This is a genomic window from Mariniphaga sp., from assembly GCF_041687215.1.
GTDB lineage: Bacteria > Bacteroidota > Bacteroidia > Bacteroidales > Prolixibacteraceae > Mariniphaga.
Genome location: NZ_JAWLCI010000026.1, coordinates 1 through 14,133 on the forward strand (window position 1 = coordinate 1; position 14,133 = coordinate 14,133).

Sequence of the window (14,133 nt, forward strand, 5' to 3'; positions counted from 1 at the left end):
TAAAGAATACGCCAAAGAAAAAGGACTAAGTCTTTCTGAAATGGTTGAAAATTACTTTAAATTGATAACCGTGAACAGGAGGAAAATTAAACCAAAGCAGATCTCTGCTAAGGTTAGAAAACTAAGAGGGATAATCAATACCAATGAAAATCTTGACTATAAACAAATTTTAACCGAAGAATTATCAAAAAAATATGGCGTTTAAACTGTTTATAGATTCAGATGTAGTCATTGACTTTTTTACAGACAGGGAACCACATGCAAATCCTGCAAGTGAGCTTTTTGATCTCAGAGAAAAGGGCAAGGTTATTTTGTTTTTATCAGCCCTGAGTATAAACAACATTTACTATATCGTAAGAAAGTTTTTGGGACATACAAAAGCACTTGAAGTAATAGAAACGCTAACTGAGATGACTGAAATTATCGGAACAACGAAGAAAGAAGTGATACAAGCTCTAAAAAATGACTTCAAAGACTTTGAAGACTCCGTTCAATATTCTTCAGCATTAACTATTAGTGGATTAGACGCCATTATTACACGAAATATAAAAGATTACAGAAATTCAGAAATAGCAGTTATGAAACCACTGAATTTTTTGAAAATGAAAGAAATTAACGAGAGCAAATCTTAACACCTGGATAAATTCAAGAGAATTGCGTCAGAGTTTTTTATTGACTACTCAGTCAGTCAGTTTTGAAACCAGTCGTTCCAACATTTCTTTGGCAAATTCAGTTGGATTTTCTTCGGGCAGTTGCATTATCACTATCCGATTCTCTTTTTCCCATGCAGCCGGTTGGTTGTTTTTATAAAAAAGAATTTTTGAATTGTATTCCAATTCAACTTGAGCAGCAGCATTCATCAAAGCAATTTTTGAATGACTATTGCCCTCCCCGATTTCTTCGCCTGAAATAATCTTTGATATTCCAAGGTTTTGCAATGAGGAGCCTCTTGTTTCAGCCTCAGCACCGGCAATAATCAGCAAACAGGGTTTTTGTATTTCCAGAAATGGCTGCAGTGTTTTTTCACTGATGATGCCCAATTCAGCAACTACAAACGGATACTTTTTCAATTTTTCAGGTTGAATTTCAGAACAATCAAACGGTTCAAATGCGTCGTATTTCAGATTAAAATCAAAAACGGCAATTTCCAGCAGGTAGTCAGTCAAAAAACGGTCGGCAGTGAAGTGGTCAATCCCTCTTACACTTCGGGCGGTGTAAGGTCTGATAACAGCAAAATCAGCATTGTTTTCCGGATGTTTATATGTTTTGAATGTTGCATGCTCCTCTTTGGCTCTTTCCCACGAAGCGGGATTACTTGCAGGAAATGTGTTTCCCGATTTTTCATATCCGTAACCAAGCCAAATGATGGATCGCAAAGGAAACTGCTTTTGCTGTTCCATCATTTTCGAAATGTGTTCGGGTGACGGGTGCTGCAAATGTCCGTAAACATGGGCCTGCAGCCATGGAACCATGGGTTTGCTAAACCTTCGCGAAAAACCTTCCATGTAGATCATATCGCGCGGAATGGTTCTTTCATCGTACCCGTTGCTATTAACCGGATATGGGTCAAGGTGCAGGAAATCGAAAGCCTTTGACAGCATTTCCTGGCCCGAGCCGTCGTAATCGTTGAGCACATCGAAAATGTTCATGCGTGTGGTATTCCTAAAAACCGGCAAATGGCCCACACCTTCCTTCTGCAAACACTGTTTGACAAACTTCACCGATTGTGCAGCCGCTTCATGAAAATTGTATATCCATTTTGCATACGCTTCGTGCCCGAACATATCGGTAAAACCCACTCCCCGAGGAATCTCACCGGTAAAAGTTTCTTTGAATTTTTTCACTGCGCTTTCCGAGTAATCCCAAACCGGAAAAGAGCAGGCTTCGGAATTGAGGTGGCCGCTCAGGTGGAAACATTCATCGCCGTAGCGGATGGCAATGATCTCTTCGGGAAAGATGCCGTCATTGGCTGCTTTCCAGGAATTAACTACCGCTCTGATTTCTTTTTCCAATCGGTTTTTAAATCCTTCGGAAAAAAGGGACACTGCATCGCCAAATATCCAGTAATCGCGCGTTCCTTCAGAAATCCAGTAAACAGCTAGCAATACATTCTCCAAATCGCCTTCAATACCCGTCAGGTCGAATGACATATTCCAGAAATGTTCCCTTTCAGGAGTAATTTTTGCCTCAATGATTTTCAGGTGCTGGAGGCCATCAAAACCGGCCTGTTTAACGATTACCTCGGCTTTTACCGGAGTGAGTCCCATAAAATAGCGTCCAATGTTTCCGTAACAATTGGTGCTGTCATACACGGGCGATTCAATGGTTATGGTGTGTTTTTCAGGGGTGAAAGTAAACCGGAACCGGTCGATGGCTTTTCCCTGGTATGCGCCGCCCAGCATAACCGCCCTTTCCACGCTATCCTCCGGGAAATTAAATGCTTCTTCACTTACTTCCGGGAGGCCAATGATAATTTCCATACCGGTTTCCCGGGCAGCCTTCAGCACTTCATTGGCCCGGCTGTTTCCTTCAATTCCCCATATTCCCACCTCAACGGCATCTACGCCGTGGTTTTTCATATCGGTAAAATCTTTCTTCAGGTCTTTTCCGTTGTAATAGGTCATCCAAACTCCGGGACGCGTAGTTTCCAACTGCGCATTCACACTTAAACCGTTGAATACAAATAAAAGCAGGATTAAACCTACCCGAAGCCTGTTTGTCATAGTCCTGAAATTTGAAAAAATACCCGGAAAGCAGCTTCAAGCCGCTAACCGGGTTTTTTACATAGGTGAAGTATCTAATCTTTTATCAATCTTATGCTGAGTCCTTTTTCAATAATGTCATGACCTTCGCCCAACAAAGGCAACGGATTAACCAGCCTGTAGTAAGCTCTCCCGGTTGAATTCCCCTCCGCATCCAGCAATTCGGTTGATGACCAGAAAGCCGCCAATTCTCCTGTAAAAACGCCATATCCCCAGTTCCCGGCGTACAAAGCGTCAAAGCCCGACGAGCTGTCTTCGCCTCTGATTTTGTTGGGCACATTGGGACCCGGGCCACCGTTCCCGTCTATGCGAAGCCAGTCGTTAAACTTTTTCCAGTCATCGCGGCTGGGAATATGCCAGCCTTCGGGTGCAATTCCCTGCACGATTCCTCCGGAGTGTTCTCCGTTTACAGCCGCCTCCCATGTGTAATGGGCACCTAACGGTCCGTTGCATTTCAGCGCTTCGCAGAATCTGCCGTCAATAAGGTATTCCGCTTCGTCAAGGGTGGCATCATCAGGATTCCAGCCCGGTTTGTGAATGGTGCGAATATTTACCGCCGTCCAGCACTGGTCGCCAATGGCAACAGTAGGGTATTTAAATCCATCCACGTCCATGAGGCTGTCGCGTCCGCACACAAATTCGGGTTGCTCCACCACCACCGTTCCTGAAGTTGATACCGCTCCGTGCGGATTGGAATCGGTAACTGTAACGGAGTAAGTTCCGGCTTTTACCTTTTCAAGGGTTTGTGTGGTTGCCCCGGTGCTCCATAAAAACGAATAAGGTTCCACACCGTTGGAAATGGAAAGGGTAATTTTTCCGTTTTTGTAGCCCCAAACAGAAGGTTGTTCTACTGAAAAATTCAGGTTGAGCGGAGTGGGGGCTGGGTCGGTAAGTTTTGTCGCCCGGTTGGCAACAGCCTTGTCGAGGTAAATGATTTTTACTGCGTAATTTCCTGCCTTCAGCCCAGAAATGTCTTCGGTGGTTGCCCCGTTACTCCAGAAAATTTCATAGGGAGTGTTTTCCAGCCCTTCAATGGTTAAGTCGACGGACCCGTCACTTGCTCCGTAAGCCGAAGGATTGACAGTTTCCACAGTAAGTTTTGGTCGTGGTATTACCTCTTCTTCTTCTTTGCAGGAAAAAATCACAAAAATCAAAAGAGCCATTCCCATTATCGTTTTTGTCTTCAATATCTTGTTCATTGCCAACTTTTTTTATTCGTTTTGATTCTGCATATCGAGTTCCAGTTGAGGAATTTTCCAGAATAACTGGTTGTAGGGCGGCTGAATGGGCTGCACATTTTCGCGGTCGCCGGGACCAATGGGTTTTTGCATTGCCTGTAACCAGGCAAACCGATCGCCCTCAAATGCCAGTTCTTTTATTCGTTCCCTGTCAATAAGTTCTTCTGATACTTCGTTGAGTGGCTGCAGGCCGGCTCTTTCGCGAATTTTATTTAAATCAGCCAGCGCACCACTGGCATCTCCTGTTTTCAGCCGGAGTATGCTTCTTGTGAGGTAAACTTCGGCCAGCCGCATAACCGGAACATTTGTGTAGCGTCCGTCAACACCACGAAAATATTTATCGCCCCAAATGTAAGGTTGTTTGATGTGTGCATATTGTGTTTCGTAAATCGTTGGATCAGCCTGTGGATCTCCGTTATTCCCTTCCAAACGGTAGTAAAGCTGTGTGTACCGCTTGTCATTTCTGGCTTCTTCAGTTTCTTCCAGGTTTTCGTTCATCCAACCGATATACCGGGCAGCTTCGTGACTCATACAAAACTGGTTCCAGGGGCAGCGGCTCCAACTTTCGCCCCTGCCGCCGTTTACTGCCGTGTAGTGGCTTTTGGTCATACTGGTAAAAACCTTGGCAATGGATTGTTTCACATCATCGTAGTACAAAGCATACCAAATCACTTCGTTACCTTTTTCCGGATCGCTGTGGCTGAATGCCTCCAGCGGGGCCTGGTCGAGGGCAAAGTATCCGCTGTTAATAATGAAGTTGCACTCGTTTAATGCATTTTGTACATCACCCAATTGAAAATAAACCTGCATCAGCAAAAACGAGGCGGCCATTTTATTGGCCCGTCCATATTGGTAAGACGGATGATGGACTCCCGCAATAAACTGTTCAGGAAGCAGCATTTTTGCCTGTTCCAGTTCTTCCAGAATAATGTCGTAAACTTCGCTTGCTGTGCCGAATTCCACTTTGTTGGCCTGCTCGATATCTTTCGGAAATTCCCGCCGAAGGGGCAGTACATCGAGGGTTTCAAAATCAGGAGATGAGGGATCGGGACCAAAAACCTTTGCCGCAATAAAATAGGCAAAAGCTTTCATAAAATGGAGTTCTCCCTTGATTCTGGTGAGGTTGGCCATTTCGTTTTCCGTTGGATTGGGAAAAGGAACATTGTCGTTTTCAGCATAAAAATCGAGAGCGGCATTGCAGGCGCCAATCGTTTGGTAAATATCGTTAAACATACCGTCGGTTTTTCCGGTCCGAACATCGGTTGTGCGGTAATACATTTCGGAATATGGAATATCAGCCGATGTATTGGGAAGCAGATAAATGTAATCCGACATGCAATCGGTAAGCAGGCAGTAATTTTGCCAGTAGCTACCCCAGTCGGAACCAAAAGTGAGGTGATAAGGTGTTACTGCAGCCATTTCAAGTTGGTTTACATTCAGCCAGGGAAATTCAGGCGGATTGGTCAGTTTAAAAAATTCCTCATTGTTGCAGGAAACTGCACTCAACAATATAATCAGTACCAACGCGTACTTTATCGTATTAAATATCTTTCTCATAATTTTCCCTTTTAAAAAGTTACAGTTGCACCAAAAGTCAGGTATTTCAGCGGAGGCAAATTTACCCCTTGTGTTTCAGGGTCCCAGCCTTTGTATTCCGGTGTCCAGGTTAAAAGGTTTGTTCCCGACACAAACATCCTCAGGTTTGAGATGCCTGCCCTCCGTGTTAATTCCGCAGGAATGGTGTAGCCGGCCATCAGGTTTTTCAGCCTTACAAAATCGGCTTTATACAGGTATTTTGAAAAGTTGTACTGTTCGTTTTTGTAGTTCCCCGGCCGTTCCACCCAATCGCCTTTCCCGTTTGGTGCGAGCGGATCGTTGGTTGGTGCTTCGGGATCCCAGTCCCAGGGGTAGCTGCCCTGCCAGCGCAGTTCAGGGTATTTGGCATCGCGGTTTTCCGGAGTCCAGGTGTTGCCAATCATGTCTTTACGAAGCACTACTTGTCCGTATTGAACATCGGTTGTGCGCTGCTCTTCGTAGTCGTAAAAATAGTCTCCGCCGGAAAATGAGATAAGCATGCTGACATCGAAATTGCCCAGTTTAAAGGTATTGTTCAGCCCTCCATACCATTTGGGAATGCTTGTTTTCCCTGTCAGCAATACCCGGTGATTTGAGAGGTTGTTGTTGGTGGCAGGAATAACCCGCCCTGTTTTTACGGTTTCACCTGTGGCATTGTAGTGGTCCACATCAATTTCATAAATCAGGTTTACCCCGCGTTCAGGATCCACCCCTGCATATTCGGGCATAAAAAATGTCCATAAGCTTTCACCTGTAACGGCGCGCGTTGTTCCGCCAATGCCTTTTCCCGAAACGTCAAGCTCGGGCGTGAGCCGGGTTACTTTGTTCGAGTTGGTTGTTATGTTGAAATCGGTCGTCCAGTTGAACCTGTTTTTGTCGAAGTTGACTGATTTAATGCTGAATTCGAAACCGCGGTTTTTCATGTCGCCAATGTTGCTCCAGATTTGTCCGCCGGCCACACCTGCCGAGGGTGGAAGGCTCGATGCCAGCAACATGTCGGTTACATTTTGATAGTAGTAAGCCACCGAACCCGAAACGCGGTTGTTGCTGAAACCGTAATCGAATCCAAAATCAATATTGTTGGTGGTTTCCCAGGTAAGCGAAGGAACACCGATGTTGCTTACCCGCGTTCCGGCACTGATTAGATCCTGTGTGCCATAACGGCTTCCGGTGCTTACGCTGTAAGTAGTTTCCGTTTTATTTGCCGGAATATTTTCGTTGCCGGTTTGGCCGAAGCTCCCCCTGATTTTCAGAAAATTCAGGGGTTTAAAATTTTTCAGAAAGTTTTCTTCAGTGAGAATCCATCCGGCTGAAAAAGCGGTGAATGTTCCCCAGCGAAATTCGGGTTCAAAATTTGAAATGCCATCGCGACGGAAACTTGCGCCAGCCAGGTAGCGGTCTTTAAATTTGTAATCGGCCCGCCCGAAAAAAGCCCTCAGGTATTTTTCGCCACCCAGGCCGCCAAACATGCTTAGCATATCGTCGGGCCTGCCAATCTGTTTATACGTTCCTTTCAGGTTCTGGCCTTCCAGTTGCCGGGTGTAGGCACTGGTGCGCTGCGATTCGGTTCCGGCAACCGCCGAAACAAAATGATTCTCGCCAAATTGCCGCACGTAACTGGCAAAAAGGTTGTAATTGATGCTCAGGCGCGTTACTGCCTGCTCTGAAGCATAGGAACCTTCTTCACGTAAAATATCGGTTATCCAGAAAACAGAATTATTCTGAATGAAGTCATAAGTGATTTCCGATTTTAATGATAATCCTTCAATTTTTGGGATGAGGTATTCAAAAAACAGTCCGCCAATGGAGCGGTAATTTTTTACCTGGTCTATGGTCAGGTCTTTATCGATGCCGGCCACAAGGTTGTTTCCGGAGAGTGGATTCCAGTAGCCGTGACCGTACGAATTATCATAAATTGGAAACCAGGGTAAAGCCTGGCGATTGGCCCGTCCGAATCCTCCCTGTGTGCCGCCACCGCTTTGTCCTACAGCGCCGCCAACGGCTGTTTTTACACGGTCGTTGTTGGTGTAGGAAAAGCTGATGCGCGAGGCCACCTTAAAGTTTTTTACCGGTTCAAAATCGATGTTCACCCTGCCTGAAAAACGCTCGAATTCGTTGCTTTTTAATACACTGATATCTTTGCGGTAGTTGGTGGAAACATAAAACGCACCTCTTTCAAATCCCCAGGTACTTGATAAATTCACTTCATGAAAATTTCCGATTTGTAGAATTTCATCGAACCAGTTGGTATTGATAGTCAATGCTTCGTTGCGGTTGAGTTCCATGCGCGGTTCGGGGAAAAATGCCAGAATGTCGTTGGGGCGAAACGGATTTTCTTCTCCGTTATTGGAGTTTCTGCGGGCTGTTTCAACCAAACCGAACCATTCCATTGTGTTGGTAAAACCTACATCTTCAGCTTTTCTCACTAAATCGGCTACACCGAATTTGTAATCAATCGTTGTGGAACCTTTGCCTTTTGTACCTTGTTTTGTTGTGATGATGATGACACCGTTGGATGCCCGCGACCCGTAGATTGCCGTTGCTGCGGCGTCTTTCAGTACTTCAATGGATTCAATATCGTTTGGGTTGATGAGCGACATGGGCGACTGGCCGGTTGAACCCTGGGTGCGTTCGAGTCCGCCGCCGGAATAGATGGGCATTCCGTCCACTATCCATAACGGATCGGTGCCTGACGATATGGAGCTGATTCCCCGTATTTTTATGGAAACCGGCGAACCGGGAACCCCACTGCTACTGGTAACCTGCACACCGGCTGCCATTCCCTGCAAAGCCTGGTCGAACGTAGTAGTGGGAATACGCGCCAGTTCTTCGCTTTTTACCGATGCCACCGAACCAATCACATCACGTTTTTTTTGGGTACCGTAAGCCACAACAACTAATTCATCCAAATCAACCGACTGGGTTTGCATGGTGATATTGATTACGGATCGGTTGTCAATTTCCACTTCTTCTGTTTTTAGCCCTACAAAGCTAAATACCAGAACGTTGTTGCCTGAAGGAACATCCAGTGAATAATTTCCGTCCATATTGGTAACCGTTCCAATTTGTGTGTTTTTAACCAAAACAGTTGCTCCGGGAATGGGTTGTCCATTCCTTTCTGTTACTGTTCCTGAAATTCGTCTGGTTTGTGCCTCCACTGAAACACTAATGCCAATAAGCAAAAGTAGAAGGAATCCATATTGAATTCGTATTTTAAACATAAGTTTTTTGCATTAATGTTTTAAACAGAATGTGCCGCATTTATGCGGCACATCTCTGTTTCATTTAAGTACTATTGTCAATTTTTAACCAACCGTTTTAAGGCACGGTTATTTCCTTGTATAACTTCTACGATGTAAACACCGGGTGCAAGATCGGCCACACTGAACCGTTCTGTATGCGGGCCGGCTGGTTTGCTGGCAACCATCTGGCGTACAACGCTTCCGGTCATGTTGTGAATGTTAATTTTGAATATTCCGGAAACCGCATTGTTAATCACCACATTGGCGCCATTGGTAGTCGGGTTCGGGTACAGGTTAACCAATCCGCTCATGTCATTAAATGAACGAGTCCCGGTAACCGGACCGGCACTCAATACATAAAAACCGTTTTCTACTGCGGCAATTGTGAATACCATCACATCCCCTTCCATGGTTCCGGCTGTTTCCAGTGCCGCAAACTCCTGTCCATCGGCTGAATAATACACCGCATAACCATCAACTGATGCCGGTGTTGAAAGGCCGGCAGCGGCAAAGTCGAAGCCCAGTTTTATATCCACTCCGGCACCTTCCGATTTCTGGATAAACCAACGGCGGGCCCAGGTTTTCGAGGCATTATCGTCGCTGTTTGCAGCTCCGTTGTGACCGGCAAATACAAACTCACCAGCTTCGAAAGTTGAACCCACTGCTTCCAGTTGAAGCGCACCGCCCGAGGAGGCGAGGTGACTTTCGGCAACTGCCCCGTAGTTTGCTTTTCCAACACCAATAACCTCGTTGGTGTAAACGTCATGTGCATAGATGTTAGGTACATCTGATGCTCCCGTGCCGGAAAGTGCAATTTGATATTTTGCAGCCAGGTAATTTTGAACGATAACTTTTTGGGGCTGATTCAGTTCTTTTTTGAAGAAAATAACCTCTGCCAGGTTGTCTTTCAGTGCGTTCCCTATTACGAGCGGCGCGGCAATATAGTTAATGGGTTTGGAATAATTCATGGACGCTCCAAGCGCGCCGTTTTTCCAGAATGTAACCCGGTCGAATGCCCTCAAATCGGTACCAATTATGTAGGTGTTTTCGTTGTCGGTAATGGCCTGGCCGTTGGTTACGAGCCGGTCTTCCTTGCGAATTTCAAAGTTGAACTCATCCGGACCACCGCCACCGTTGTACTGCAGCACCCAGGCGTTTTCTTCGGGACCCTGGTAAAAATTACGTTTTTCTACGATGGCTGTAAAATCACTCACCACAGTGTTTCGTTTCAATACCAACCAAAGCGACATGCCTCCCATTCCGTCGAATCCTTCTTTCCCGTTCATTTCGTCAGGAATAGCCAATGCTCCGATGGCCGGATCACGCCCCTCAATGGGGCCAAAATTTACTGCCGGCATATCGTTGTTTACTCCGCTGGAAACAAAAACAGGTGCAGCTTCAATGGTTTTATGATAGTCGGCTGGCTGGGTGCCGGCATAAACGTCGGTGGCATCGTTGCCATTGCCCGACTGGTCTTGCCAGACTGAAACCGGATCGCCATCGTTTAATCCGCTCAGTTTGTCGGCCATTAACCACAACGTGTTTTCGGGCTGGCCTGAAATGGAATTGTCGGGATAACCCACTCCGCCCGGGCCTACACCAATACCTTCAACCGTGGCTTCCACAATATAAGTTGCCTCAACGATGTCACTTGAGTAAGTACCATCGGCTGTATATGCCTGTGCCCTGATGGTTGTGGTTTGCGAAATTGGAATACCGCCATCAGGATATGGTGTTGCGGGGTCGCTGCCATCGTCGGAATAATAAATAACAGCATTGTCAGGTTGAACAGTAATGAGGACCACCGGCGGATTGTCATCGGTGTAAGTTACCAGCGGCGACGGGAAGAATTCAGGCACGCCCACCGGGTGGACAATGTATTCTCCGGAAGCCACGATACTCGGCTTCAACTCGCCGGCATATCCAATGGCTTTCAGGGTGGATGTTTCGTTCAGCGTTATTTTGCCGGTATATTCAGTTGATGCATCTGACGGTTCAGTGCCATCGGTCGTGTAAAAGATGGTTGCGTTAGGTGTAGCAGTCTGAATTTCAACATCAACGCTGGCAATAAATTCTCCGGGTTTTGGATTGAATACCGGGGCTTCCACCTGCGGCTCATAGTTGATAATGAGCGAGCTGGCCCGCCATTCTTTGCCTGAAATCCATGCCCGGTTTCCGGGTGTTGCATCTTTTCCTTTGGCCACAAGCGTAATCTGTTCTTTTCCGTCTTTCACTGCATCAGCAATAAATTTGCTGAATGCCGGCGAACTCAATTCGTACCACGCGCCTGTAGCAACAAGGGATCCTTCAAGTAAAACAGAATTTCCTACACCCGGTTTATTGTTCCAGGTTAGCGTGTCTTCCGACCAGTTATTGTTATTTGCAGCGAATATCTGGTAATCGAATTCTGTTATTTCGGTAGCCGTATTGTGAATGGAACCATAAAGTTTCAGGGTTGCAGAAACCGGATTATCGTAAGCTTTGCTCAAATCGTATTTAAAATAGATCCATTTGCTGCTTTCGTTAGCATCATCTTTAATGAGATGCTGGTCGGCTTCGCTGCCATAATTGTTTCCGCGTTCGGCTTCCACCTGCGAAACATAGGCATCTTCAATTACATTCCCTTCCTGAACCGGAGGCGCAACTGTATAATCCAGGATCATCATTCCCGGAACCCATTCTTTACCGGAAACCCATGCGCGGTTTGCGCCGGTGTCGTCTTTCCCTTTCAGAACAAAACTAATTTCGGTACCTCCGGCACGAATCACATCGTTTACATAATGCGTCAGCGCATCGCTTGTAAAATGATGGTTGGCGCTTTCAGTTATATCGTAGGTAACCAGAATTTCTGATTCCTCTGCGGGTTTGTTGGTCCACTTCAGTGAGTCTTCTCCCCAGGCATTTGATGTGCCCGCGACCACAACAGTAATTTTTTCCGGTTGTTCCGGATTTCCATCAAATAAAGCTCCTTTTAAAACCAAGGTTGCCATTCCTACCGGATACTCTTTATCATCCAGCGGGAATTTCAGGAAGGTTTCCTTGCCGGCATTTCCAGCATCGTCGCGGCCAATCTGCATATCGGCAACGCCTTCGCCAACAGAATCAGGATAAGCTTCCAGTGCGTAGGCATCTTCAATAACGGTAATGGTATCGATGGAAACCGGTTTAACCAGGTCCATAACCAGTTGCGGGCCATACGCACCGTCGCCGGCTCCGCCGCACCAGCTAAAGTCGCCGCCATCGCCTTCCTTAAACTTAATGGCAAAAGCCACTTCGGGTTCCATGGCGACAAGTTTGCCATTGATGTAATCCACGAGTTTGGTTCCCACCGGAATATAATCTTTGCGGGCAGAAGAACGCTCAATTACCACGGTAGCCAGTTCTGCTCCGGTTGCCGGCCTGCTGTTCCAGGTAAGTTCATTGCGGGTAAAATTTGTGCCTTTTGATTCGACCAGCGATACCGTCATTGTTTTTCCATCGGCTTTCATAGCAGCACGTGTAGAAAAGGTAGCTTTGGCAATGGCTTTACCGGCCAGCGCACTTACATCAAATTTGACGTAGGCAATCCCCTGTGTTGTGTCAGTTTTGTAAATAAAAATGTTTGTATTGTTTTTCCAGAAGGCAGTTGTATCCGGATTTTCCTGGAAGCCCGAACCGTCGTCAACAGCGTAGGAATTGAATCCATAGCCGAACTCCATTTCGAGCAGCGGTCCGTATGTCGCGTCGCCTTTACCTCCGCACCATTTGAAATCTGCACCGTCGCCTTCTTTGTATTTTAGGGCAAATGCGATTTCTTCAGCGCCAGTCCGCAGTTTTTCGTTGACATAGTCAACCAGAGCATTTCCGGTTGATACCCAGTACCTGCGGGCAGAACCTTTTTCCATAACCACTGTGGCCACTTCAGTGCCAACAGCCGGGCGGTTATTCCAGGTCAACTCAGACCGGGTAAAATCCGTTCCGGTTTTGTGCAATCCAACGGTCATGGTAGTACCTTCGTTCATGTCGGAACGGGTTGAAAATTTCACGTTTTCAACCGTTCTGCCGGCAAAAGCGCTGATGTTGAATTTGACATAGGCTACCTGTTCGGTTGTATCGGAAGATTTGGATACAAAAATATTGGTGTTGGCAAATGCATTGGCCGTTGAATCGGGATGATTCTGGGTAGCAAATCCGTCGTCGGAAGCGTAACCGGCAACAGCAATTCCTTCCGTAACTTTTAACATTGGGCCATAAGATCCGTCGCCTTTTCCACCCATCCATTTAAAATCGCCTCCGTCGCCGCTTTTGTATTTCAGGGCAAAGGCAATATCTTCTTTTCCTAAAGCCAAAACGCCGTTAATGTAGTCAATGAGTTTTGTTCCGGTTTGGATATACATTTTTCGTCCGGAGTCATCATCCAGCAAAACTGTAGCAAGTTCAGCACCGGTTCCAGGTTTGTTGTCCCACGTAACCGTTTCACGGGAAAACGCTGTTGATTTGGCATCCAAAAGCGCTACGGTCATGGTTTTACCGTCGTTCATATCGGAACGGGTGGAAAACTCCGCCGAGGTTACTGTTTTATTGGCAAAGCCCGGCAGGCTGAATTTTACAAAGGCAATGGCTTCTGTGGTGTCGGTTTTCCAAATGTAAATATTGGTATTTCCTTTCCAAAACGCCGTGGTGTCTGCATTTTCCTTAAATGCAACCCCGTCGGCCACCGGCCAGTAATTGAATCCTTCATCAAAAGTTAAAGCAAGCTGAGGGCCGTAAGAACCGTCGCCTTTACCACCTGCCCAGGAAAACTCGCCTCCGTCGCCGGATTTGAATTGAATACCAAATGCGATGTACTGTTTCCCCTGAGCCAGCGCTTCGTTGATGTAATCTGCCAGTTTTGTGCCATTGGGCGTATATTCCTTCCTGGCTGAATTATCAATAAGTTCAACCGTTGCCAGTTCGTCGCTGGTTCCCGGTTTGTTACTCCAGGTAAGCGAATCGCGCGTAAAATCGGAGCTGGCTACTTTGGTCAGTTTTACGGTCATTGTTTTTCCTGCTTTCATAGCAGCACGTGTAGAGAAAATGGCTTCAGATACAATTTTCCCCTGGAACCTGCCAATTTCAAACTTCACAAAAGCAATGGCTTCCGTGGTGTCGGTTTTCCATACAAAAATGTTAGTTGCATGTTTGGTGTTGATGCTTTCTTCAGGAATTTCTTTCCTGGCTGTACCATCATCCGCGGCACTCAGCGTAACCTGGGTCATTCCCGACAAAGTAATGAGGAGGATTAACCCGGTTAAAATTGTTCGAAAAAAGTAAATTTTCTTCATAGTTTATTGATTT

At 46.2% G+C, this 14,133-nt stretch carries 7 protein-coding genes; 2 read left to right on the forward strand and 5 right to left on the reverse strand.

From position 1 onward, the window contains the following. Positions 1-205: DUF6364 family protein (locus tag ACESMA_RS10745; RefSeq protein ID WP_372948813.1), on the forward strand; the 205-nt coding region annotated here is incomplete at its 5' end. After that, positions 195-632, forward strand: coding sequence for a type II toxin-antitoxin system VapC family toxin (locus tag ACESMA_RS10750; RefSeq protein WP_372948814.1), 438 nt, complete (start codon positions 195-197; stop codon positions 630-632). The genes ACESMA_RS10745 and ACESMA_RS10750, both read left to right, overlap by 11 nt. A 48-nt stretch (positions 633-680) precedes the next feature. Here the strand turns inward: ACESMA_RS10750 and ACESMA_RS10755 are convergent, their stop codons facing one another. The 5 genes from ACESMA_RS10755 to ACESMA_RS10775 form a co-directional block, all read right to left on the reverse strand. Further along, on the reverse strand, positions 681-2,723 hold the full coding sequence (locus ACESMA_RS10755; protein WP_372948815.1) for a hypothetical protein: 2,043 nt from the start codon (positions 2,721-2,723) through the stop codon (positions 681-683). 74 nt (positions 2,724-2,797) lie between these two features. Next, positions 2,798-3,961 carry an FISUMP domain-containing protein gene (locus ACESMA_RS10760; RefSeq protein ID WP_372948816.1) on the reverse strand — a complete coding sequence of 388 codons (1,164 nt, stop codon included), beginning with the start codon at positions 3,959-3,961 and terminating at the stop codon, positions 2,798-2,800. 12 nt (positions 3,962-3,973) lie between these two features. Continuing rightward, complete coding sequence (locus ACESMA_RS10765; RefSeq protein WP_372948817.1) at positions 3,974-5,557, reverse strand: RagB/SusD family nutrient uptake outer membrane protein; 1,584 nt, start codon at positions 5,555-5,557, stop codon at positions 3,974-3,976. A gap of 11 nt (positions 5,558-5,568) precedes the next feature. Further along, positions 5,569-8,796, reverse strand: a complete 3,228-nt coding sequence (locus ACESMA_RS10770; protein WP_372948818.1) for a SusC/RagA family TonB-linked outer membrane protein — start codon at positions 8,794-8,796, stop codon at positions 5,569-5,571. 77 nt (positions 8,797-8,873) lie between these two features. Further along, positions 8,874-14,120, reverse strand: coding sequence for a DNRLRE domain-containing protein (locus tag ACESMA_RS10775; RefSeq protein ID WP_372948819.1), 5,247 nt, complete (start codon positions 14,118-14,120; stop codon positions 8,874-8,876). Positions 14,121-14,133: the final 13 nt, after the last annotated feature.